This window comes from Pseudotenacibaculum haliotis, from assembly GCF_042684245.1.
Classification (GTDB): Bacteria; Bacteroidota; Bacteroidia; order Flavobacteriales; family Flavobacteriaceae; genus Polaribacter; species Polaribacter haliotis_A.
Genome location: NZ_JBHULH010000004.1, coordinates 310311 through 335989, shown reverse-complemented (window position 1 = coordinate 335989; position 25679 = coordinate 310311). Strand labels below are relative to the sequence as shown.

21 protein-coding genes are annotated in these 25679 nt (G+C 35.7%); 11 read left to right on the top strand and 10 right to left on the bottom strand.

Translation table 11 applies throughout. The features are described from left to right. The first annotated feature begins 1 nt into the window (after position 1). Positions 2-826, top strand: a complete 825-nt coding sequence (locus tag ACFSRZ_RS09545; protein ID WP_379666326.1) for a DUF4249 domain-containing protein — start codon at positions 2-4, stop codon at positions 824-826. Positions 827-918: 92 nt separating this feature from the next. Here the strand turns inward: ACFSRZ_RS09545 and ACFSRZ_RS09540 are convergent, their stop codons facing one another. The 3 genes from ACFSRZ_RS09540 to ACFSRZ_RS09530 form a co-directional block, all read right to left on the bottom strand. Beyond that, on the bottom strand, positions 919-1479 hold the full coding sequence (locus ACFSRZ_RS09540; protein WP_379666325.1) for a sigma-70 family RNA polymerase sigma factor: 561 nt from the start codon (positions 1477-1479) through the stop codon (positions 919-921). Positions 1480-1800: 321 nt separating this feature from the next. Continuing rightward, positions 1801-3096 (bottom strand): NAD(P)-binding domain-containing protein, encoded by a 1296-nt coding sequence (locus tag ACFSRZ_RS09535; RefSeq protein WP_379666324.1) that lies wholly within the window; start codon positions 3094-3096, stop codon positions 1801-1803. A gap of 93 nt (positions 3097-3189) precedes the next feature. Next, positions 3190-3651 (bottom strand): MarR family winged helix-turn-helix transcriptional regulator, encoded by a 462-nt coding sequence (locus ACFSRZ_RS09530; protein ID WP_379666323.1) that lies wholly within the window; start codon positions 3649-3651, stop codon positions 3190-3192. A 103-nt stretch (positions 3652-3754) separates the two neighbouring features. Between ACFSRZ_RS09530 and ACFSRZ_RS09525 the strand changes: the two genes are divergently transcribed. From ACFSRZ_RS09525 to ACFSRZ_RS09515, 3 genes are all read left to right on the top strand, one after another. Continuing rightward, positions 3755-4657: an MBL fold metallo-hydrolase gene (locus ACFSRZ_RS09525; protein WP_379666322.1), complete on the top strand. Its 903-nt coding sequence runs from the start codon at positions 3755-3757 to the stop codon at positions 4655-4657. A 93-nt stretch (positions 4658-4750) separates the two neighbouring features. After that, a complete protein-coding gene (locus ACFSRZ_RS09520) occupies positions 4751-5950 on the top strand; it encodes a multidrug effflux MFS transporter (RefSeq protein ID WP_379666321.1) in 1200 nt (399 codons plus the stop codon). A 114-nt stretch (positions 5951-6064) separates the two neighbouring features. Next, entirely contained in the window at positions 6065-9307 is a 3243-nt protein-coding gene (locus tag ACFSRZ_RS09515) for a S41 family peptidase (protein ID WP_379666320.1), read from the top strand. Between the two features lie 55 nt (positions 9308-9362). Here ACFSRZ_RS09515 and ACFSRZ_RS09510 read toward each other — a convergent pair whose 3' ends face one another. Both ACFSRZ_RS09510 and ACFSRZ_RS09505 read right to left on the bottom strand, forming a co-directional pair. Then, positions 9363-10082, bottom strand: a complete 720-nt coding sequence (locus ACFSRZ_RS09510; RefSeq protein WP_379666319.1) for a LytR/AlgR family response regulator transcription factor — start codon at positions 10080-10082, stop codon at positions 9363-9365. Then, a complete protein-coding gene (locus ACFSRZ_RS09505; RefSeq protein ID WP_379666318.1) occupies positions 10075-11097 on the bottom strand; it encodes a sensor histidine kinase in 1023 nt (340 codons plus the stop codon). Before ACFSRZ_RS09505 ends, ACFSRZ_RS09510 begins: the two co-directional genes overlap by 8 nt. 193 nt (positions 11098-11290) lie before the next feature. Between ACFSRZ_RS09505 and ACFSRZ_RS09500 the strand changes: the two genes are divergently transcribed. The 7 genes from ACFSRZ_RS09500 (at position 11291) to ACFSRZ_RS09470 (ending at position 22014) form a co-directional block, all read left to right on the top strand. Next, on the top strand, positions 11291-13669 hold the full coding sequence (locus ACFSRZ_RS09500) for a TonB-dependent receptor domain-containing protein (RefSeq protein ID WP_379666317.1): 2379 nt from the start codon (positions 11291-11293) through the stop codon (positions 13667-13669). Positions 13670-13698: 29 nt separating this feature from the next. Further along, on the top strand, positions 13699-14259 hold the full coding sequence (locus ACFSRZ_RS09495; protein WP_379666316.1) for a YceI family protein: 561 nt from the start codon (positions 13699-13701) through the stop codon (positions 14257-14259). Between the two features lie 7 nt (positions 14260-14266). Beyond that, complete coding sequence (locus tag ACFSRZ_RS09490) at positions 14267-14824, top strand: PepSY-associated TM helix domain-containing protein (protein ID WP_379666315.1); 558 nt, start codon at positions 14267-14269, stop codon at positions 14822-14824. A gap of 134 nt (positions 14825-14958) precedes the next feature. After that, complete coding sequence (locus tag ACFSRZ_RS09485) at positions 14959-16980, top strand: alkaline phosphatase family protein (protein ID WP_379666314.1); 2022 nt, start codon at positions 14959-14961, stop codon at positions 16978-16980. A gap of 94 nt (positions 16981-17074) precedes the next feature. Further along, on the top strand, positions 17075-19009 hold the full coding sequence (locus ACFSRZ_RS09480) for a hypothetical protein (protein ID WP_379666313.1): 1935 nt from the start codon (positions 17075-17077) through the stop codon (positions 19007-19009). A gap of 75 nt (positions 19010-19084) precedes the next feature. Next, positions 19085-19513 (top strand): DUF5675 family protein, encoded by a 429-nt coding sequence (locus ACFSRZ_RS09475; protein ID WP_379666312.1) that lies wholly within the window; start codon positions 19085-19087, stop codon positions 19511-19513. Positions 19514-19842: 329 nt separating this feature from the next. Further along, a complete protein-coding gene (locus ACFSRZ_RS09470) occupies positions 19843-22014 on the top strand; it encodes a vanadium-dependent haloperoxidase (protein WP_379666311.1) in 2172 nt (723 codons plus the stop codon). Positions 22015-22066: 52 nt separating this feature from the next. Here ACFSRZ_RS09470 and ACFSRZ_RS09465 read toward each other — a convergent pair whose 3' ends face one another. From ACFSRZ_RS09465 to ACFSRZ_RS09445, 5 genes are all read right to left on the bottom strand, one after another. After that, positions 22067-22534: a YHS domain-containing (seleno)protein gene (locus tag ACFSRZ_RS09465; RefSeq protein WP_379666310.1), complete on the bottom strand. Its 468-nt coding sequence runs from the start codon at positions 22532-22534 to the stop codon at positions 22067-22069. 20 nt (positions 22535-22554) lie between these two features. Then, positions 22555-22908, bottom strand: a complete 354-nt coding sequence (locus ACFSRZ_RS09460; RefSeq protein WP_379666309.1) for an SPW repeat domain-containing protein — start codon at positions 22906-22908, stop codon at positions 22555-22557. Position 22909: 1 nt separating this feature from the next. After that, a complete protein-coding gene (locus tag ACFSRZ_RS09455; RefSeq protein ID WP_379666308.1) occupies positions 22910-23263 on the bottom strand; it encodes a hypothetical protein in 354 nt (117 codons plus the stop codon). Between the two features lie 104 nt (positions 23264-23367). After that, positions 23368-24405 (bottom strand): helix-turn-helix transcriptional regulator, encoded by a 1038-nt coding sequence (locus ACFSRZ_RS09450; RefSeq protein WP_379666307.1) that lies wholly within the window; start codon positions 24403-24405, stop codon positions 23368-23370. Positions 24406-24462: 57 nt separating this feature from the next. After that, a complete protein-coding gene (locus ACFSRZ_RS09445; protein WP_379666306.1) occupies positions 24463-25545 on the bottom strand; it encodes a hypothetical protein in 1083 nt (360 codons plus the stop codon). Positions 25546-25679 lie beyond the last annotated feature (134 nt).

The window sequence follows — 25679 nt, the reverse complement described above, 5'->3', positions numbered from 1 at the left end:
CATGAAAAAACTAAATATAAAATACATTGCCGGTTTACTAATACTTGCAATTATAGGAGCTTGTACAGATGTTGTGAATGTAACAGTTCCTGACGGCGGAGCTCGTTTGGTTGTAGAAGCTTCCATTCTGTGGGAAAAAGGAACTACAGGGCAACAACAATCCATTAAACTATCAAGATCTACAGCATATTTTGCCAGTGATTTAGATGTACCCGTAACCAATGCACAGGTACTAGTTACCAATACAACAAGCGGTGATCAATTTCTATTTACACATCAATCTGATGGTTTTTATCGAACAAACAGTTTTGTTCCTGTGATCGGAAATAGTTACACACTTGAGATTACACTTGACGGGAATACATACAGAGCTACAGAAACAATGATGTCTGTTACCGGTATTTCATCTGTAGAACAAGAAGCAACCAGTGGTTTTGATGGAGATCAGATTAGTATAAAAGCTTACTATGGTGATCCTGAAAATGAAAAGAATTTTTATTTAGCAGAATTCTCGCCTTCTAACATTCCAATTGTAGATCTAGAGCCTTCAGATGATGAATTCTATAATGGAAATGAGAATTTTCTAGAATATGATAATGAGAACCTAAGCGCTGGAGATGTAGTAGATATAGCACTTTCTGGAATTTCAGAAGGCTTTTATAATTACATAAATCTTTTGACAAGTCAAGTAGGTGAAGGAGGGCCTTTTCAAACAACTCCTGCCCGATTGAAAGGAAACTGCATCAATATCAACGATGCAAATGAAGAAGTGCTAGGTTTTTTCAGATTAGGCGAACTAGATAAACTTAGTTATACGATAAATTAACTTTTTTATAAGTTTCATAAACCAACTAACCAACTGGATTGTGTTTATAGTTTGATTAAAGTCATTAGTTATATGCTAATGGCTTTTTTTGTTTAGCACTCTTCAGAATCGCATGAGTTTCGTTCTTTATAGCCCATAATACTTCCCTTTCCACCTTGCAAGATCACACAACAATCTTCAAACAAACCACGTAGCTTTTTACGCCCTCGTTGAATCTTAGAACGAACAGTAACATAATTCATATTCAACTGTTTGGCTATTTCTTTTTGTGGCATGTCTTTCAATTCAGATAAGATCATCAATTCACGATATTCTTCCGGTAATTGATCAATATACGCTCTTACACAGGTAGCTAATTCTTGAGCAGCTTCATTTTCTTCGGGTTCTTCAATACCGTAATCATCAGCCACAGATTCTTTAAAAACACGTTTTTTTCGATAGTAATCTGTAATCGTATTCTTAGCTACTGTATAAATCCAACTCTTTAAATTATTTACCCCTTCTTTGTTAGATGCAGATAATTTTAAAAAGACATCTTGCGTAAGATCTTCAGCATCTTCTTTATGACGTACACGTTTTTGTACGTAACCTAACAAAGGGTTATACAATTGAGTGATTTGACTGTGCATTGTTCTGGCAGTATCTTGATACATAAAAGTACATTTTTTAATTGAGTTCAAGAGATAATTCTAATCAAAGCATTATATACCAACAAAAGCTCTTCGTATCGAAGAGCTTTGTTTTTAGAATAAAAAATGTTGGGTATTTAACAGCATCCGCCTCCTGTTTGTGACGTCTCCTCCACTTGCGGTGTGCAACATTCTGACTGTTTTGGCTGCACTTGTACTGGTGTAGTACCACAACATCCACCACCTTGTTGTGGATTACTTTCTGTATAGATTCTTCTTGTTTTCATAATGATAAAATTTAGTATTCTATTTTCTAAGACGTAGGGCTTGAAAAATGATGCGCTTTTAGCAACATCCTCCTACATTTTCTTCTTTTCCTTTAATTGTATAATTAGCGCTGCAAACTCCGGTTTGAGGCAGATTTAGCTCTCCACGTTTGGCAGCTTCAAGATCACCATCCAAGTAAGCAACCACAGAACGTATCTGCTCATACCCTGTTGCCATTAAAAAAGTTGGAGCTCTACCATAACTTTTAGAGCCAACGATGTAAAAATCTTTCTCAGGGTGACGTAGTTCTTTTTCTCCATGAGCTCTTACCGTTCCACAGCTATGAATGTTAGGGTCTATGAGTTCTGCCAAATCAAAAACCGATTCTAAGGATGAATCTAAATCAACACGTACTTCGCGAATCATCTCCAAATTAGGACGAGATCCTGTATTACTGATAATCTCATCAATGCCGTGAATGGCTTCGATCTCGCCTTGTAAATCGCCAATGATTTGAATTCCATTTTCTCTTTTTTTCAACTGTAGAATATGAAACGGTGTATATACGTTCAATCTTCCACTATTTACCAATTCTTCAATACGTATACCTAAAGCACCTCTGGCTGCTAAGGCATCGTCTTGTTTTCCTCCATAAACACGTTCTATTGTTTCCTTCCTCAAGATCCAGTTCAACTGTGTGTCTGGATATTCTTTTTGCAAATCAGCTAAATCCAATAAAGCGTTGATCGCTGAATGTCCGCCACCAACAACTACTATATTTTTATTCTTATAACGATCTAAGTGAGTTGATTTCACATCCGGAATTCCATAAAAGATATGCTCCTTTACTTCTTCCTCTCCTTCAGCAAAGATTCCTCCCGATCCAATTGGGTTTGGTTGATTCCAAGTTCCTGTGGCATCTATTACAGCTTTTGCTTCGTAATACTTGATACTTCCGTTCTCCTCTACTTTGATAGAAAAAGGTTTTTCTTCTCTACCCCAAGTTTTCATTTTATCAAAGCCTTTTCTTCCTACAGAAAGTACTTTAGAATTCAAATGAATAAAAGGCTTCAATTTTGGATGATTGGCCAATGGGAGGAAATAATCTTCTACCAATTCTTTTCCCGTAGGCAAACGATCTGCTTTTGGAGCGTTCCAATCGGTTTCTTCCAACAATTCTCTGGCTGCTTTATCTATATTATATTTCCATGGAGAGAAAACACGAACATGACTCCAAGACAGCATGTTCTGCCCTACCGAACTTCCGGATTCAAATAAAATAAAAGGAATATTCCTTTGAGTAAGATGAGCCGCAGCGGCTAGTCCAACTGGTCCACCACCTAAAATTGCTACAGATTCTATGTGTTTTTGCATCATTATAAATTTATGTTCACCCTCTAAGACGAAGGATGTAAAAAATGATGCAGGATTAACTAAAAAATTATTGAAAGAGGCTTCAAAAGTATTTTAGTCTTCCATTTTATAAACTTTTGACAATAAATGAGAAAGTTGCTTCGATTCTTCTGTAGTTAATGTCGATTTAAGTTTAGCTATAAAAGCTCCAAAAGGAGTTTCAATTTCTTTTAAGACATTCAACCCCTTTTTTGAAATGATAATTTGTAGTTGTCTTTTATTATTTGGATTGACATTACTGATTACCAAATCTTTTTTGTGCAACTTATCTACCAACCGTGTTGTATTCTTTGTTTGATTTGGCAATCTCTTTTGTATCTCTTTTAGACTAAATGCGTTAGGATACTCAGCCTGTAATATTTTCAACACATTGAATTGCTCATTAGAAATCTGAAAAGACTTCAGTAAACTTTCCATCCATTTATTATACTGATAATTAGTGTACTGTAGCTCTAATATAGATCGTATATGAGTATCGCTTATATCTGGTAAACATAGTTCGTTCCATTTCTCCATAAAGCAAATGTAATGTTAATTGTTGAATATTCAATTATTTCTTATATCTTTGCATTGTTGAATATTCAACAATTGAATAGTGGTTAATCAAAAACATCTAATTATGAGAAAAATAATAATGATATCGGCATTGCTTGTAATAACATTCATGCCATCTTGTACAAATAGTCAAGTGGAAAAAGAAGAAAAGAAAGTAGCCAATGGTATGGGTTTTGACCCCTCTACTCCACAAGTAACAAAACTGTCAGAAGGAATCTATCAGTACTTTCATCAATTTTATAATAGTTTGATTATCATAACCGATAAAGGTGTTATCGTTACTGATCCTTCCGGAGCAGAAAGAGCGAAAAAAATGCGAGAAGAGATCAAAAAGCTAACTAAAAAACCAATAACTCACGTCATTTATTCACATGATCATTATGATCATACGAGAGGAGGCAAGATTTTTAAAGAGGAAGGTGCAGAATTCATCAGTCATGAGAAAGCTGTTGAATTGATTAGTAGAGACCCTTATAAACAAGCCATAATTCCGGATACAACTTACAAGAATAAAATGACAATAGAATTGGCAGGAGAATCCACATTAGATCTACTATACTATGGACCTAATGATGGTGATGCAATGACAGTTTTCCATTTTCCGAAAGAAAAAATCTTATTTGCTGTAGATTTTCATTTGCCGCGCTATATAAATGAGCCTTATCGTTTGGTTGCACATAACTATGGTGGGATTTTACAAACTATGAGACGAATAAAAAAAGAGTTAGATTATGAATTTGTTGTTTCAGGCCACACTCCTACTTCATCTCCTGAGTTATTTGATGAAGACTTACGTTTTGTTGAAGCTCTATACAACGCTACACTAAAGGGACTTAAAGAAGGTAAAACAACAGAACAACTTATGAAAGAGATTCAATTACCTGAATTTGCTCACTGGAGAGGTTATAAAGAAAATCTTCCAGGTCATGTTCAACGTATGTCTTATACCATTTGGCACGGAAACTAATCTCTATCTCCTATTCTATATAAACTTTCTAAGGATGGTCATGTGATCATCCTTAGAATTATCTCTTCAAAATAACTTTAGAACATTCAAAAAATGACCAAAGAACAAAAGTCGCAATTGGAATTTATAGCCTTGATGGCTTCTTTAATGTCTTTAGTTGCTCTAGCTATTGATGCTTTATTACCAGCGCTGAATGATATTGGAGCTTCAATAGGAATTCAACAATCAAATGATAGCCAACTACTGGTAACAATGATCTTTTTAGGATTGGGAATAGGTCAATTAATATCAGGGCCTCTGTCGGATAGTTTTGGGAGAAAGCCCATTATTTATTTTGGTTTTGCGCTGTTCATCATTGCAAGCTTTATTTGTACAAATGCCACAAGCTTAGAAGTAATGATTATAGGTAGAATTTTACAAGGGGTTGGTCTTTCAGCACCAAGAACCATTAGTGTAGCCATAGTAAGAGATAGTTTTCAAGGGGATTATATGGCAAAGATCATGTCTTTTGTCACGGTTATCTTTATTCTTGTCCCTGCCATCGCTCCTGCTTTAGGGAAACTACTGCTGGATTTTTGGGGATGGGAATCTATATTCTATACACAGGCAATCATTTCTGTGGTAGTAGTTATATGGTTTGCAATTCGTCAAAAAGAAACACTAAAGAAAGAAAATCAGACAACGTTTAATTTACAGCTATTGAGTAATGGTATCAAAGAATTCTTTCGACATAAACAAGCCGTCATTAATACACTTATCTCCGGTTTTATAACAGGCTCTTTTTTGGCCTTTCTTTCTACTGCTCAAAAAATTTTCGGTGAGCAATATGACATGAATGATGAATTTCCTTATTTGTTTGCTGCTATTGCATTAACTGTAGGGGTGTCAACGTTTCTAAATGGGAAATATGTAGTAAAATATGGAATGAGAAAACTGGTTGTTATATCCTCTATCTTTTTTACTATAGTTCCTCTCATCTATATCTTATTGTTTTATAATACTGAGAATCCTAGTATTTATGTTCTATTAGCATTTTTTGTGTTGCACTTTTTCTCCTTTGGTTTCTTTTTTGGAAATCTATCAGCTTTGGCTATGGAGCCAATTGGTCATATCGCAGGAATTGGTTCTGCAATTAATGGCTTTGTCTCTACGATCATTGCTGTTCCTATAGCAGGATTTATCGGGACTTATATCAATTCGACAGCTACACCTCTGTTTATGGGTTTTTTCCTAACAGGATTAATCTCTGTTGTATGCGTTCAACTCTTTTCTAAGGGTAGAAAAAAAACATAAAATAGCCTGTTTGAATTTTGCTCTTAGGAAAAATGTTAAAATAATTCAAACATTCTATTCCTCAGAGCTTCAGCACTGATTAATTTACTAGCTTTAGGGGCAAATTTTTAATCAATGAAACAACTTATCCTTACTTTCTTGTTGGGTACCTTTGCTGTGAGTGCTCAACAAAACCCTAAATGGATGCGATATCCATCCATTTCACCCGATGGAAAACAGATTGTTTTCACTTACAAAGGCGACTTATACAAAGTGCCAACTAGCGGTGGTGACGCTACACAGTTAACCTATCATTCTGCTCATGATTACAAAGCTATTTGGAGCAAAGACGGTTCTCAGATTGCCTTTGCATCTGATCGTTATGGAAATTTTGACATCTATGTAATGGATGCAAAAGGTGGAGAAGCAACTCGATTAACCTTCCACTCCAACGATGAGCAACCGTTTACATTCTCTCATAATGACAAAGAGATTCTTTTTGGAGCTCTACGTCAAGATGATGTAAAACACAGACAGTATCCGCACAGATCACAATCTGAGTTGTACAGTGTTCCTGTAAAAGGCGGTCGAGTAAATCAAGTTTTTACCTTCCCGGCTGAATATGTACAGGTTTCCAAAAACGGAAACAAAATGGTTTACCACGATAAGAAAGGTGGAGAAAATGAATGGAGAAAGCACCACAAGTCTTCTATTACTCGTGACATCTGGTCTTATGACAAAAAATCAGATACGCATAAAATGATCACTTCTTTTGCGGGAGAAGACAGACATCCCTTCTTTAGTGCTGATGAAAACAGCATCTACTATTTAAGTGAGAAAAGCGGAAGCTTCAATGTTCATAAATTGAACTTATCTAATCCTAGTCAAGATCAACAATTGACCAAATTCAAGATGCACCCTGTTCGTTTTCTAAGTGTAGGAAATGGAACTTTGGCTTTTGGATATGATGGTGAAATATACACCATGCAAGAAGGAAGAAGCCCTAAAAAAGTAAATGTTACCATCAGAACACAGAGTAAAGACAATGCAGATAAATTTGTTTCTGTAAATGGTGGAATTAGAGAAATGGCTGTTTCTCCTAATGGAAAAGAGATCGCATTTATTGCCAGAGGTGAAGTGTTTGTAACTTCTGTAGATAAATCGTTTACTAAAAGATTGACCAATACGCCACAAGAAGAACGTTTTGTTACTTGGGGGCCAGAAGGAAAATCTGTAGTATACAGTAGTGAAAGAAACGGGAAATGGAGCATTTACAAAACTGAAAAAGTAAGAAAGGAAGAGCCTTTCTTCTATGCTGCTACACTTGTAAAAGAATCTCCGGTTATTGAAAATAAACATGACAACTATTTAGCTAAATACTCTCCGGATGGAAAGAAAATGGCTTTTGTAGAAGGAAGAAGAACCATCAAGGTAAAAGATGTTAAATCCAATAAAGATGTAGCACTGTTAACTCCTAAAGAGTTATATCACATGAGAGATGGTGATAAGTACTTTACTTGGAGTCCTGATAGCAAGTGGTTATTGATTGGTTGGGGTAAAACCTTAAGTAATGGCGAAGTATTGTTAGTGGCTGCTGACGGTTCAAAGAAAGTGAACTTAAATGAAAGCGGATACTATGATTACGCTCCAAAATGGGTAAACGGTGGTAAACAAATGATCTGGTTTAGTAATAGAAACGGATTAAAATCATACGCTACCAGTGGTCGTTCTCAAGGAGATGTATACAGTATGTTCTTTACACAAGAAGCTTGGGATGAATTCAACTTAAGTGATGAAGATTACAAGTTGATGAAGGCAATCAAAGAAGAAGAAAAGAAAGCCAAAGCAAAAGCAAAAAAGGACAAAAAAGACGACAAAAAGAAAGATACCAAGAAGAAGGATGATAAAAAGAAAAAGGAAACTGTTCTTACATTCGATTGGGATCAAATGAAGGATCGTACTCGTCGATTAACCATCCACTCTTCAAACTTAGGAGACGCTGTATTGTCTAAGAAAGGTGATAAATTGTACTATTTAGCAAGCTTTGAAGGTCGTCAAAACCTATGGAGTACCAACTTACGTACCAGAGAAACCAAAATGGCTATGAAGCTAAATACAGGTGGTGGTAGCTTACAATGGGATAAGGATATGAAGAATCTTTACTTGTTAAGTGGTGGTAGAATTACTAACATCAACCCAGAAACAGGAAAAAGAAAAGGAGTATCTATTAGAGGAGAAATGAAATTGGATGCAGATGCAGAAAGAAAAGCCATGTTTGAACATGTATGGATTCGTACCAATGCTATTTTCTATCACCCGGATTTCCACGGAGTAAACTGGAAGAAAATGAAGTCTGAGTACGAAAAGTATCTTCCTTATATCGGGAACTCTTATGAGTTTTCTGAAATGCTTTCTGAATTGTTAGGAGAATTGAATGTATCACATGCCGGAGCCGGATATGGTACTAGTATTCCAAATGCTGATGCTACTGCATCTTTAGGAATCTTTATGAATTACAAGCATAAAGGAGACGGTATCTTAATCGATGAGATTATTGCAGGAGGACCACTTGATAAAGCAAAATTCAATGTAAAAGCCGGAATGATCATTGAAAAGATCGACGGAGAAACTGTAGCAAAAGATCAAGACGTAGCCAAGTACTTGAACAGAAAGTCAGGGAAGTTCGTTTTATTGGAAATCTTAGACCCTGCAACAAAAAAGAGACAAACTGTTACTGTAAAACCAGTTTCTTTAGGAGCCGAGAACGGGTTGTTATACAAGCGTTGGGTAAAAACCAATGAAAAAGAAGTAGAACGTTTAAGTAAAGGTCAATTAGGTTATGTACACATTCCCGGAATGAGTGATGGACCTTACCGTAGCATCTACCAAGATATGATGGGTAAATATGCAGATCGTAAAGGAGTGATCATTGATACTCGTTTTAACGGCGGTGGTGATTTGGTTGCTGATTTAGCGATGTTCTTCACGGGAGTTCCTTTTATTACCTATGCTACAGAAGCCAAAGTTGTGGGTGGAGAGCCTACTTCTCGTTGGACAAAGCCTACCTTGTCTATCTTTAATGAAAGTATGTACTCTGATGGGCATTGCTATGCACAAGGGTATACAGATTTAAAGATTGGTAAAACAGTAGGAATGCCAGTACCGGGAACTTGTAGTTTTGCCGGATGGGAAGGGTTGCCAAACGGTTCTTATTGGGGTGTTGTTCCTGTAAGTGCAAAAAACATTGATGGAAAATGGATGGAAAACTTACAAACAGAACCTACTATTAAAGTAAAGAATATGCCTGGAGTGATCGATAAAGGTCGAGACCAGCAATTAGAACGTTCGGTACAAGAACTTCTAAAAGATGTAAATTAAAACAAAAGAGGCTAGAAAATTTCTAGCCTCTTTTTTATTTGTATGATAAACACTACTAAATATCATACATAAAATTGTTATAAAAATGTTCTCTATAGGCTCTTCCTATAGGAATCAACAGTTCGTTAATGAACAATGAATTCCCTGAAATCTTAGTAATCTTTTCAGTATTGATAATATAAGATCGATGTGTCTGACAGAAAGTATCATTTAACAAACTATCATTCCATGTTTTTAAAGAATAGGCTGTGATAATCCTTTTCTCTTCTGTAAAAACCTCAGTATAATCAGAATCTGATTTTATATATAAAATATCTTTCAGTGCTATTTTAAAATGATCATGTCCCGATTTTATAAAGATAAACTCCTTCCCTTTTGATTGTGTCTCTGTTGCTTCAGATTCAATCTTAGCTGAAGGTTTATCCATATTCGTCATCAACTTGGTTACTGCCTTTAAAAAACGTTGAAATGAAAAAGGCTTTAAAAGATAGTCTACAATATTGAGTTCGTATCCTTGAATAGCATAATCAGAAAAAGCCGTCGTAAGCACTACTTGAGGTCCTTTAGGTAAAATATCCAAGAAATCGATTCCGGATATTTTAGGCAAATGCACATCTAAGAAAATTACATCGACAGGTGTTTTCTTCAAAAACTCAAAAGCCGCTAAAGGATCTGCAAAAACTCCTTTCAACTCAAGAGCTTCTACATCACCAATATACTTTTGTAAAATACGCTGTGCAGGCGCTTGATCTTCTATGATAACACAACTAATCATGATTTGCTTTTAAATCTAATTCTAAAAATACCTTATATCGATTATTCTGATCTGTAATTTTCAATTGGTATTTGTCTTTGTATACCAACTCCAGTCTCTTCTTCACATTTACCAATCCTATGCCACTAGATAACTTATCTGTATTTGATTTAGGGAAATATGTGTTTTCACACAAAAACTCAAGAATACCATTGTTCTTTATATTGATCGATATTGATATATCTATATCATCAGATTGACTAGACATGCTATGTTTAAAAGCATTCTCTATGAAAACCACCAAAATAAGAGGTGCTATTTGATATCTGGAACCTTCTCCTTCCTTAGAAAACACCACTTTACCCCTATCTTCTATTTGCAATTCATGAAGCCCTATAAAGTTTTCGATATTCTCTATTTCCTTTTTTAAGGAAACGAAAGGTTCTTTGCAATCGTACAACATATAACGAAGTAAAGAGGAAAGCTCTAAAATGATGGTAGATGTTTTTGGAGAATTCTCAATAGCGTATGAATACAGATTGTTCAAGTTATTAAACAAGAAGTGTGGATTGATCTGCGATTTTAAAAAGCGTAATTCGCTCTCTTTTACAGCAGATTGCAAAGTTTCTACTTCTCGCTGTTTTTGTAAAGTATCCCAAGAAAGTTTAAAGCTAACCATCATAAATATGATAGGTGCAAACCCAAGCAAAGTATAGAAAACATTAGACACATGTCTGCCTCTGTCTCCTCCTACCAATACTTTTTCCAAAAAGTACTCTTCAAGAAAGTAAATGGCCAACAGCATTATGCTTACAGACATCCAAAAAGTCAGTAGTTTCTTTTGATAAAAGAGTTTAGGAACAAGCACATATCCTGTAAAAAGAGCAGCAAGAGAATACACGCCAAAGAAAGCAAAATCATAAGAGTAAACTCTCATATCATGCTTATCCAACGAATAGATTAGAAACATAATACCATAGAACACTCCTTGATAGAGAACTTCTTTTGTTGTTAGCTTTCGTAAAACTCTTTTCATACATCAAAAATATCAAGATTCCTTCAAAACACTACTGTAAATCTGTTATCTACAAAAATAGTGGAGTAAACGACATAAGTCCACAGCTAAACAACAAAGAAACAGTTTACCCGATATTTTGAGTCGTTTACAGATTTTTTTTTCTCAACTAAAGAAGAGAAATGATTTTTGTGTCATTAAATAAATATGAATAATGAATTTAAGATCAATTCTCTTTTACGCCTTTTTTGCTATTGTAGGATTAACTGCAATTTCGGCTCAATCAAAGGCTTCTGTTAACATCACCGGGCGAGTATTGGAAAAGAACGGTAATCTGCCTATAGAATTTGCTACCGTATTGATAGCAGACAAAACGACTAAGAAACCTATTTCCGGTACAACAAGTTTAGAGAACGGTACTTTCTCTTTGACTACCAACAAAGACAATTTTTATATAGAAATTAGTTTCATAGGATTTAGAAAAAAAGTCTTCAATACCTATCAAATTAGTAATGGAAAAGTTGATTTGGGAGATATTCATTTGGAAGAAGATGCAGAAAGTTTGAATGAGGTTGTTGTACGAGCAGAAAAATCTCAAACAGTTTTTAAGCTGGATAAAAGAGTTTTTAATGTTGGAAAAGATTTGAGTAGCACCGGAGCCAGTGCTCTAGAAGTATTAAATAATGTACCTTCTGTAAATGTGAATATTGAAGGGCAGATTAGTTTGCGAGGAAGTCAAGGAGTACAGATTCTTATCAACGGAAAGCCTTCTATCCTTTCAGATCAAGGAGCAAATGCTTTAGGAACACTTACAGCAGACATCATAGATCGTGTAGAAGTAATTACCAATCCATCAGCAAAATACGATGCTGAAGGAACTTCAGGAATCATCAACATCGTTTTAAAGAAAGACGAACGAAAAGGCTTAAACGGTTCTGTTTCTTTAAATGTTGGAAATCCTAACAGCAACAGTGTTGGAGTAAGTTTAAACAAACGTACAGAGAAATTCAATCTATTTAGTCAATTAGGGATCGGTCGTAGAACTTTTCCTAATGATTTTATTTCTCAAAATACAGACTTGGTTAACAATACTTTCTTAAATACTACAGGGGTTAGCGAGAAAAATGAAACATTTTACAATCTAATTTTAGGAACCGATTATCATATCAATAGCAGTAGTGTTATTACGCTTTCCGGTAACTATACCTATGAAGTAGAAGATGAAAACTCGAACAATCAGTTTAGCTTTTATCAGAATGATGTATTAGAGCAAGGTTGGACACGAACGGAGTTAACAGAAGCCACCAATCCTAAATGGCAATACGAATTGCAATACAAAAAGGATTTTAAAAGTCATGAAGATCACGACCTGCTTTTTAGTGCTTTAGGTTCATTCTTTGGAAAAGACCAAACCTCAGATTTTGAAGATGTAACAACCTTGGGAACACGAGACAATTTCAATCAGCATACATCTACCGATTTCAAAGAAGCCCGTTATACCTTCAAATTAGACTACACCTACCCTTTTGCAGATAAATATGTTTTGGAATTAGGTTCTCAGTATATTTTGAATGATGTCTCAAACGACTTTCAGGTAGGAACTTTTGACAATGGAAACTTAGTCCTTGATCCGAATCTAACCAATGTTTTCGACTTCAACCAGAATGTTTTAGGTATCTACTCTACTTTTGGATACGAAGGAGATAAATGGGGTTTAAAAGGAGGTTTACGATTGGAAAATACCAATTTAAAGACCTTACTAAGAACCACAAATGAAAACAACAATCGTAATTACACAAACCTGTTCCCTAGTGCTCATGCATCCTATAAGGTTTCTGACGATGTTTCTTTACAAGCCGGATATTCTATGCGAATCTATAGACCTAGGCTATGGGATTTGAATCCTTTCTTTAACATTAGAAACAACTTTAATATTTCAACAGGAAATCCAAACCTACTCCCTGAGTTTACCGATTCTTACGAAATCACGAGTATTATCAAAGCCGGAAAAGCAGACTTTAACTTAGGTGTATACTATCGTTATACGACTGATGTTATTGAAGATGTAACCACTTTTGAAAATGGGGTTAGTACAAGCTTCCCTATTAATGCCGGAACTAGCAGTACCACAGGAATTGAATTCAATACCAAATATAGTCCGTTCAAATGGGGATCGCTAACAGCGGATTTTAACTGGAGTGGTTTTCAAAGAAAAGGAAGTTATGAAGGAACCTCTTTAGATGTTGATGGAAACAGATGGTCTTCGAGAGTAACCACAAAGTTCAAGCTTCCAGCTTCAATAGATTTGGAGATCACCGGAAACTATCGTTCAAAATTCAGAACCATTCAGGGAACACAGAACGACAACTTATTTGCCAACCTAGGAATCAGAAAAAAGATCTTTAAAGGGAAAGTAGTAGCAAACTTAGCTGTACGCGACTTATTTGCCTCCAGAGTCTTTGAATCTACTACCAGTCAACCCAACTTCTCTCTCTATAGCAGAAGACAAAGAGGACGCTTTGTAACCTTCGGATTGAGCTATGCTTTTGGAAAAGGAGAAGCTGTTGAATATTCCGGAAGAAGAAGATTTTAACCTATCTAATTAATATAAAACTTAAACTCATGAAAAAACTATTTTTAATCACATTATTATCTATTACTGTTCAAACATTTGCACAATCTACATGGAAAGTAGATGCCAGTCATTCTTCCATCAACTTTGCTGTTTCACATTTGGTGATCTCAGAAACCACAGGCTCTTTTGATGTATTTGAAGTTACAGCAAAAGCCGGAGATAACTTTAGCAATCCTGAGTTTGAAGTAGCTATAGAAACAGCTAGTATCAACACAAAAAACAAACGTAGAGACAATCATTTAAGAGCTGATGATTTCTTTGATGCCAAACAATATCCAAAGATTACTTTTAAAAGCAACTCATTTAAAAAGACGGGAGATAAAACGTTTGTAGTAACCGGAAACATCAGTATTAAAGGAAAAACAAAACAAGTGCAGTTCAACGGAAAATTAAATGGTGTGATTACTGATAACTACAGCAAAAAACAAAAGGCCGGATTGAAATTGTCTACAACCTTAAAGCGTACCGATTTTAATGTAGGAAACCCTGGTGGATCTGTAGGAGAAGAAGTAGAAGTAACCATTAATTTAGAAATGCAAAAACAATAACGTCTTCATGTCTAAAAAGTCAAGAACACTTTTAAACAGAAACCTACATAGAGATATTGGCTATTTCTATGTAGGTTTGATCATTGCCTTCTCTATTTCAGGAATCGCGCTGAATCACAGAACCGATTTCGATCCGCAAGAATACACAGTAAAAACAGAACAGCTTGAAGTAGATATCCCTGAGGATGCTGAAAAAATTGATGATGCTTTTTTAAAAGAATTAGCAAAAACCATCACTTCAGCAGAATACCGTGGTAATCGAAGAAGAGGAAATGAAGCCCGCTTGTATTTTAAAGATGCTTTTGCTTCTGTAAACCTACAAACAGGTAAAGGAGAAATCGAATATGTTCGTACAATTCCCTTCTTAGGTCAAATGACCATTTTACACAAAACAACCAATAAATGGTGGATCTGGTTTTCAGATATTTTTGGTGTAGCTATGCTCATTATTGCCATTACAGGAATGTTTATTGCAAAAGGAAAATACAGTTTTAGGAAGCGTGGGTGGGTCCTAGCCGTGCTTGGCTTGATCTTTCCCTTTATTTTCTTGTTTTTGATTAGATAATTGAGATCGGAGTTTTCCGGTCTCTTTTGTCTTACAATCCACTTAGCGTCTCAACGTCTTTTAAGAATCAGGTAGAAATACGCTGTTTTTATGAGAGTATATTTTTTAGCTTGAACAGCTTTAAATCTACTGCCATGACAAAACCTTTCGATCGTATCATTACCGTAATGTTCGAGAATCAATACAGAAGTTATGTGATTCAAAATCCATTCTTTAAAAAATTAGCTGCTGCCGGAGCAGACATGACCAACTACTTTGGAGCCTTTCATCCTTCGCAAACCAACTATATTGCTTCTTTAGCAGGTGAAATTTGTGCAGTAACCAACGATACACCTCCTGCTTCTCCTCTACTTCAGGAAACATTGGTAGATCTTTTAGAAGCTAAGAAGGTAAGTTGGAAAGCTTATATGGAAGCTTATCCTGGTGAACCATGGAAAAAGTCTTGGGAAAACCCTAATTACCCTACAACAGACCAACCCATCACTCAATATCCACCGGCTGGAGCAAAAGACCTTTCTAGATATTACAGAAAGCATAATGCTTTTGCTTCTTTTCATACCATTCAAAAAAGTGAAGAACGTTGGAAGAAAATTGTTGGTGATGCCGAATTTTGGAATGATATAGCTCACGATACTTTACCGGAATACTCATGGTTTACTCCTGATATTTGGAACGATGGTCATTATTTATACAACACTCACATTGATACAGATCCTAGAACTCAATTAGTGCCTCAGCAAGCCACTTGGTTAGAGCATGTATTCTTAGGAAATATTGAGGCGGCTAATATTCAAGGAGGTGCGGAAACTTGCTTACCATCTTTAGGATTGAATTTAGATGTAGATTTATTGTTTACAGATCCTGAAAAAGCGTACAAGCAGTCTAACATTCCACAAGGGACTTTGGTGGTTGTTACTTTTGATGAAGCTGATTACAATGCACAAGGGTACGATACCATGTATGACGGACCTAACCAAATATATACAGTTCTTTTAGGAGATATGATCACACCCGGAACTGTCATAGACACTCCTTATAATCACTATAACTTGATCCGTACTGTAGAAGAAAACTTTCAATTAGGCTCTTTGTATAAGAATGATTTTGGCGCCAATTGGTTTCGCTCTCTTTGGAATGAATCCTATCAATGGAGCAAACCTATAGATACAGATTTCCAATCGGGAAATGCCTTAGCAATCACACATGGAAAAGAAGGAAAGCATTTGGCTTTTTCCAATAGCAATGGAGAACTCTTTAGCACTATTCTTTCTAAAAACCTTTCTGCACCTCACGATTTGGGTGTGCAATCCAAAGGAGTTGCCTTTGCTTCTATCAATGGCGTGAGTGTATTGATGAATAAAGATTCAGACAATGAATTGTCTTATTTGATCTATAATGCTGCTAATCAAACATGGTCATCTCCTACAAAGATGGGTGTAAGCACAACCGGAAGCTTTGCTCTCACTTCATATAATGATATGGCTGCAAAAGACCAAAAACTAATGCTCTGTTGGGAAGGTGCCAGTGGATTTATCCAATCTATGCAAGGAAACGAAAAAGGATTTTCAGGGAAAACAGTTCCTGTGAATCAATTAACAGATGGAGCGATGACCTTAGGTCAGTTAGGAGCTTCTCTTTTCTTGGTGTACAAGCAAAGGAATACACGAAAAATGAATATTACTTCATTTAATACCGGTGATTTTAATGCTTTTGAAGCGCACGATTTCCACGGAAAACTTGCACCTGAAAACAATACAAGTTTACACGAATGGTCTGTGACAGATTTTACAGTTGGTCATTTTTCAAAAAAAATGGCAGCTTTAGGAAATGAATACCAACACATGGGATCATTAGCCATGGCAACTGCTGACGGTGAAATGCACTTGGTACACAGAGCAGGATATCCTGATACTCCGCATGCGTATACAGAAATCTTTGGCTTAACAGGTATTTATTCTGCTGCCAATGAGTTTACCAATGGATATGGAACCTTAGATCAAGCTGGTTGGACTCTGGAGAAAGAAATGACGGATGTAAGTTTTGGCGTTGACAATCCTATTTCTATGTGTTCTGACGGACAAACAATTACATTGGTTTGGATTGATTCAAAACGTGACACTATAAAGTATAAGACTGGAACATACCAAAAAACCTGAAAAAACTTTTGATTTTCAGCATTTTACCTATCGCTAGGGAATTAGAATGTTTAGTCGTATTTTTAATTTTACAATCTAACTAACACGAACCATCATGGGAAAGAAAAAGATCATCAATGCGCATGCACATGTGTTTACGAGTCAGTTTGTACCACCATTCTTGGCTAAGACTATCCTTCCTTGGCCTTTGTATTATTTAATACATACACAGTTCATTGTAGGATTGATTAAAAGATATTATCAAAAAAAATTAAAAAAACGCTTTCCCTCTCAAGAAAATCCAAATGATGATTGGGAAGTTATTTACAAAGAAAGAAGAGCTATACGTAGAAAAACGTTATTTGAGTTTTCTATCAAGGCGAAGCCATACATAAACATTCCCTACAGAATTATAGTGTTTTGGTTATCCTTTGTTGCAACGATTTATTTTATTGAGCTTTTAGGGTATTTATTTAATATTAGTGACCATACCGACTCATTTCTTAAGCCTATAAAAACTTGGATGTCCAAATATTACCTACTTATTACTTTGTCTACCTATTGGAAAGTAATTTGGGTAATTTTTGTTATTCTCTTCATTAATTGGAGTCGTAGAATGATCCTTTTTGCACTCAAAACCATCTTTCCTATTTTCAAAAAGCTACTGAATAAGAAAGGCTTAGAGCTTTTTGATAGGTACATGTTAATGGGAAGGTTTGCTATGTATAAAACTCAGAAAAAAGTTGCTGAAGCGGCAATAAAACAACTTCCTGAAGACTCTCAAATGGTTATCCTTCCTATGGATATGGAATATATGGGTGCCGGAAAAACCAAACTACGAAAAGATATTAAAGCATCTAAAACTGAAAACCTGAATAATGGATGGGCTGAAAGTGATTATAAAGACACTTACAAATACCAAATGCGTGAGCTGTGGGAATTTGTAGAAGCTAAAAGAAGTGGTAAAACAAACCCAAATGCCTACCACCCTTTCTTGTTTTTAGACCCAAGGCGAATTGCAGAAGAAGGAGAAAGCTTTTTTAATTACACAGTAGAAAATGGTCGAATGAAACTGGGCAGTTGTTTTGTGAAAACTTATATGGAAGATCGAAACTTCAGTGGTTTTAAGATGTATCCGGCATTAGGATATTATGCTTTTGATGAGCATTTATTACCTCTTTGGAGGTATGCTGTTGAGAATAACATTCCTATCATGACCCATTGTGTGGTAGGTACAATTTACTATCGTGGAAAAAAGAAAAAGGAATGGAATTTCCACCCGGTTTTTAAGCAATACTTCAAGAACAGAAACTACAATGATCCTGAGCCAATGCTTCTTAGTGAAGTTAAAGCAGTTGATATTCAACGAAACTTCACTCACCCTCTTAACTATTTATGTCTATTGGAAGAAACTTTATTAAGAGAAGTAGTAAAGAATGTAAAAAGTAAGAAAACAAAAGAACTTTTCGGGTATACCAATGATGAAACTCCATTGACCTTTACTTTAGAAAACTTAAAGATTTGTTTGGCACATTATGGTGGTGAAGATGAGTGGAATAAATACTTAGAGTCTGACCGAGATGTGTATTCAAGACGAATTATCTCTTCTCCAAACAAAGGAATCATATTCATGAAGAACTCTGATGGAGAGTTTTCTCACGACAAGATCAACAGTATTTGGAATGACACCGATTGGTATTCTATTATTACGAGCTTGTTAATGCAGTATAACAACATGTATGCAGATCTAAGTTATATTATTAGCAAACCTTCGATCTATCCTTTACTTCAGGAAACCTTGAGGAAAGGTGATAACTATGATGAGCAACATGCAGAATATTTAAAAGAACCCTCCCCTAACAAAAAGGCTTCTCACATGATTGGTCGTAACCGATTGCGTAGTCATATTTTGTACGGAACCGATTTTTATGTGGTACGAAATCATAATTCAGACAAAGATCTGTTTGTAGAAACTCGTGCTGCAATTGATAACGAAAGTTTTGATCTGATCGCTAGAGAAAATACTTTCAATTACTTATCAAAAGAATAAGGAGTGAAATGGGGTGAAAATCCCCTTTTTAAACTATTAGATTATCCCTAATTTCAAAATTCAAATTATTTGATTATGAGAAAAGTAACCGTAATACGAGACAAAGTAGGGAGAAAAAGCAGTCATGGTATTTGTTTGGTAACCGACGATAAATACAATGTGATCTTTTCCAGCCAAAGTTTGGAATTAGGTTGGTTGAATAACCAACGAAATGTATCCTGTATTCCTGCCGGAAAGTACAAGTTAAAACTGGAATGGTCTCCCAGATTTCAAAAAGACCTTTGGGAAATCTATGGAGTTCCCAACAGATCAGAATGTAAATTTCATGCAGCTAATTATGCGTATCAACTAAATGGATGCATTGCCCTTGGTCGTAAACGAGGAGACATTAATGCAGATGGCATCTTAGATGTTACTCACAGTAGAGATACCATGAGAAAATTTCACAAAGCTATGGAAGGCTATACAGAAGCAATAGTACATGTAATCAATTCCCAAGAATAGAAGTAAAAAAAGAAGCATCTCTCCCAAACGTGTCCCCTATAATTTGTTTGGGAGACGAATACCCCCTAAGGTTCTCATTCCAAACCTTAATTTTCCTTTGAGAAAATCCATCGTAAAATAGATTTGCTGTAAAATTAAATTCTGTAGATGAATCTTCATACAGGATTTTTCCCCTTTTATCTTCGTCTTTCCCTTGAAATTGCTGTTGCTGCACCGAATATTGAATTTTAACTGCTCAAATTTTTCATTTTTGCGCTGCTTTTGAAGTACGATATATTTTTTTATGTTTGTTAAAACTTTGTTAAAGCTAACTAAAAATGATTAACAGAATGAGGATTTTACTTCTACTACTTGTACTATTTACAACCGGAATTCAGGCACAGCATTCCATAGCAAGAGAATGGAATGAGGAGCTCTTAGGAGCAATTAGAAAAGACTATGCGAGGCCTACAGTTCATGCAAGGAACTTATTTCACAGTTCTATAGTCATGTATGATGCTTGGGCTATTTTTGACAACGATGCTGAAACTGTTTTCTTAGGTAAAACCTTTGGAGGTTATGATTGTAGTTTCAACGGAATTGCAACGCCAACAGATACAGATGCTGCAATTCATGAGATTATCAGTTATGCGATGTATCGCTTATTAAATCATCGTTTTGCCAACTCACCCGGAGCAACCAACTCCTTGGCATCTTTTACAGCCTTGTTTGAATCAGACGGTTACGATACCAATTTTACTTCTGTAGATTATAGTACAGGATCTTATGCCGCACTTGGAAATTACCTTGCTCAAGAAATGATTGCTTTTGGGTTACAAGACGGAGCTAATGAATCTAACGCATATGCAAATGAGCACTATACGCCTACAAACTCTCCATTGATTCTTGAGTTATATCAAGATAACTTGTTAACGGATCCAAACAAATGGCAACCTTTAGCCTTTGATGTTTTTGTAGATCAGAGCAATAATGTATTTCCTTTGGATACGCCTGATTTCTTAAGCCCGGAATGGGGTGAGGTTACTCCTTTCTCCTTGCGCCCGGAAGATTTAAGCATTTTAGATGCAGGTTTCGATTGTTATGTATACAATGATCCAGGAGCCCCTGTTTATATTCAGAATTCTACTATGGACGGAATTGACGATCCTTATAAATGGCATTTTGCTTTGGTAATTGCTTGGTCTGCTCATTTAGACCCTACAGATAATACTATGATCGATATTTCTCCCGGATCTATAGGAAATGTAGATTTAAGTGCTTTCCCTTCTACTTTTGAAGAGTACAAAACCTTTTACAAATTTACCGAAGGTGGTGATATAGGAACAGGACACAATCTAAACCCTTTTACCAACGCTCCTTATACAGCACAAATGGTACGAAGAGCTGATTATGCCAGAGTTTTAGCTGAGTTCTGGGCAGACGGACCGGATTCTGAAACGCCTCCTGGACACTGGTTTACCATTATGAACTACGTAAGTGACCATGCAGAAACAGTAAAGAAATTTGGTGGTCAAGGTAATATTGTTAGTGACTTAGAATGGGATATTAAAAGTTATTTGGTATTAGGTGGAGCTATGCATGATTCTGCTGTTAATACTTGGGGTGTTAAAGGATATTATGATTATGTAAGACCTATTTCAGCCATTCGTTATATGGCAACGAAAGGACAAAGTACCAATCCTGCATTGGCCAGCTTCGACCCTCACGGATTGCCTTTAATTCCAGGGTTGATCGAATTGATCGAAACCGGAGACCCTTTGGCTGGAACTGGAGATGAAAATGTAGGGAAGATCAAAGTAATGTCTTGGAAAGGGCCGGATTTTATTGCTGATCCTGACACAGATGTAGCCGGTGTAGATTGGATTCTAGGAACTCACTGGTGGCCATACCAAAGGCCAACATTTGTAACTCCTCCTTTTGCTGGATATGTTTCAGGGCACTCTACTTTTTCAAGAGCAGCTTCAGAAGCATTGACATTGATTACCGGGGATGCATTTTTCCCTGGAGGAATGGGAACCTTTGATGTAACCCAAAACGACTTTTTAGTTTTTGAAGAAGGACCTACACAGAGTTTTACTTTGCAATGGGCTACTTATAGAGATGCTTCAGACCAAACAAGTTTGTCTAGAATTTGGGGAGGTATCCACCCTCCTATTGATGATATCAGAGGAAGAATTATTGGAGATAAAATTGGTAGAGATGCTTTTGCTTTGGCAGAACAATATTTTACAGGAACATTGAGTACTGATGATATTGATTCCGGAGAAAATACAACTGTATACCCAGTTCCTTTCGAGAATCAAATTTCTATCTCAACTGATTACACAGGTACAATAGAACTACAATTATACACTGTTAACGGGCAATTGATTCTGTCAAAGAAGAAAGACCTGAGTCAATCAAAGACACTTGAGTTACCGAACTTGGCTAACGGGATCTATATCTTAAAAGGAATCACTAAAGACAAGAAAGTTGTTTTACAGAAAAAACTAATCAAATAAAAAAAGCACATTCCTGGGAATGTGCTTTCTGGAAAATAATTCAAAACACGAATTACTTAGATCTCAAATTTTTCCAATTTTTATTGGCTGTTCGTATGAGCTTAGATTCAGTTTCTGAGATCCATAATTGTTTAGCATCAACTTCTACATCATTTAAGAACAAGTAGTATTTCCCTTTGCTTACTACAAACTTGGTAGGGTCTACCCTAAATTTTGCTCCTACATATACACCAAAGGCGCAAAACCCTCCGTATTGTGGTAAGTATTTTGATGGATTTCTGTCAAATTTTGCTTTTTGATCAGCAGACGTAAAATAATACGCAATCTTGTTGTGTACTGTTTTGTATTGCTTTGATCCTCTTTGAGCTAATCCTAAATCTAAATAAGATACAGGACTATATCCTTGTAAAGCAATTTTACTGTCGTCGATGTTGTTTGCTTGTTTGTTTTGTGCTGCTACAGTTGTTGTAGTGGCTACAAATGCGATAGCTAACAAAGTTGTTTTAATTAAATTTTTCATTTTAGTTTATTATTTCTAGGTTAATAATCGTTTTCACTTACTGATACTACTGTGAATACTACTGCTGCATTGAATAAGTAATAGTTTGCTTCCAAACCTTTAAAGCCTAAGGCAAAAGGAAGAATCATAAACGCAATGGCTACTACAAGGTCTATTGCCAAATGCCCTTGGAACGGAATGTTTCTGAAAGCTCCCAGTTTATAATCTGTAAGCAAGCTTACGATCAAAACAGCGATTCCTGTTACTACAGATATGGTTTGAGAAGCCGGATGATCTGCTCCTAAGCCAAGGACAAAAGGAGCTACGATCAATCCTATTCCTGCAGAATAATCCGCAACTCCATGAAGCGTTGGTGAGATGAATCGGAACTTCATTTTAATTCGCATTAAAATATTCTTCCTGAATCACTTCTCCTTTATCATTCCATAAACGACGAATGATCTCGTGCCAATAGATCTTTGAACCGTCTTTCATGGTAAAGTCGAATGTAAATTCTGAAGCTGAAACGTTTCCGTCTACAATGGTATAATGATGTGAAATACCGTTAACAGCAGCTATAGCTCCTGCAAAGCCTTCCATTTTCTCTACCATTTCTCGTTTGTTGCTCGTTGTTACCCCACTGTAATCTGAAGTAACAGCGTCATTGGCAAAAAACTGTTGCACTGCGTCTACGATGGCTCCTTTAGCCACAATAGCATCCATTTGATTTGCTTGATCTTTGATGTTCATTTTAATATTGATTTCTATGGTTAAAATTTTATGTAATTATTACACCACAAAATTCTGAATGAATCAAAGGAAAGAGCGTATAAAAAACGAGATAAAAATTGTACTTATTGGTTGTACAAGGATGGAGAAACTCCTGTGTGTTTTAAAAAGAAAGAAGAGAAATTATTAGGCTCTTCAAAACCTAAAGAATAGGCAACTTCTTTGACAGTTGCTTTTTCAGATAGCATTTTTTTAGCAGAACTGATTAGTTCATTTCGGATCATTTGACCTAAGGTAAGTTGCATTTTTTGTTTCACCTTTTTAGAAAGAGTATGTACACTCATATGCATCTGATCTGCATAAAAGCCTAAGGTGTGCTGCTCTTTGTGAAATTGTTGTATCAAGGCTATCAAGTCTTGTGAGAATTGATCTCTGCCTTCATAATCAAAATTATCACGGAACTCTTTGGGCGTTTGCCCTACTTTATTTTTGAAAGAACGATTAAAATAACCCGGGTCTTTGTATCCTTGGTCGTAAGCAATCTCCTGAATGCTTTTATTGGTAAATGCCAATTCTTTCATATTAGCATCTATCTGCTTGTTTCCTATGAGATTTCTAACAGTTACTCCTAGCCTATTTTTAATAAGGTGACGAATGTTATAACGAGAATTGATAAAATGATCAGCCAGTTTTTTTACATTGATCTGATCTGAGTATTCTTGATCGATCATGTCTTTGATATCAAAGATTACCTGATATTCATCTTTTGTCGCTTGAAAAGGGTTTTGCCAATACCATTGCTCAGTAGAAACATCAATAAGACTCTCTAAATTCTGATTGAAAGCTGTTGTAGTTAAGAAACGCTGGCAGTCTTTACAGTCATTGAAGTTGATATATCCTAATGATATCAGATGTTTAAACAATACGCGTACATCTTTAGATTTAAACATGATCTCATCAGGAAACTCTATAAAGCGTACTAAAAAAGTATCGGACATGAATTTTATATACTGACCTTTATTTAAGTATATTGCTTTGTCTTCCCAATTACCATAGCTTCTAAAATCAACTTGAATGTTTCCCGTTCCTTCTAAGATGTGTACCAGTGTATATTGGTTGATAAAATATACCTTGTTGATTTCTGCCTTAAACTTATGAACCACAGTAAGAAATGTTTGGTTACAAGTTCAGTCGGTAAAAACAATAATTCTTACGGTTGTTTATGTAATTAACTTCTCTATTACTTTAGAGTGATTAAAGTACTCTGTATGTGGCTTGGTACTCATTCTACTTAGCCAACTACTATCCATTTTAATCTCTTCAGAATAAAATCGGTCTCCCGGTTTTCCAATCGATTCATACGAGCATAGCCAATCTTCCTTAGAGAAGAAATCTGCCCATTCTGTCACTTTATCATTACTAATTACCTTTTTTGCATAATCTCTGAAGATCTTGGCTTTATTGGCCATAAATGAAACGGCACTTCCAATAGTAATACAACGAACCTCTATATCTCGATTGCTATTATAATCTGATAAGAATTCCAGAGCAGGAATAACTCCCAAACTATGAGCAAAAAGAGTAACTCGTTCATAAGAATTGTCTTTGTTAATAGCATTCATCTGAGTCTGTACTCTATTTTTCACATCGTCTCTTACCATTTGACTTTTGATAAATTTCATGCTAAATCCGGAAACTTTTAAGATCAGATTCATGAGTGTTGGAAATAAACCTATGACAATTCCTGCAACCAAAAAGATCTCTGTAAATAAGCTTGAAACTAATTTAGGTAGCTCTTCAACAGAAAGTCCCATTCGCATTTCTTCTTCCGGTAAAGGTTCTTGAAAGATCATTTTTATACTATCTAAAACCTGAGTACTATCCAATGCAGAAATAAACACTCCTACAATAGAAACATACCAAAATGTAATAACTAATCCAGAAAAGGCAATTCCTATAAACATCCATTTGTTCTTAAATGCTGCTTTCCACACAGGAGAAAACAGCCAAAAGAAAATGAGTTCCAATCCAAAAACTACTTTTTTCCAAACCGGTAAGTTGTCAGAATAATTCTGGTTGATAATGTCTCCCCAATAGATCTCATATACATCGATCTCTTTTTTTTCACCACTATCAGCATAGGTAACTTCCAAACGCTGCATTGCAGGGTTTTCGGGGGTACTTACTTTATTTACCGTTGCGATAGATTGCTCTGAGGCAAGTTTATCTACAGTACGATTGAGGGCATACCCAACTTCTTTGGAATCGAATCCGGGTATCACAATTAGAGCTTCTTTAGCCATGATAACATATATTTAGAGGGGACTAAATACTTGCACAGCAATATCTTGGCCTAAAGTAGTCATTTTTTCTATAGAGCTAGAGAGGATTTTTCCCTTGTTTTTAAAAGTAATAGTTCATCTTTAGAACTAATTAA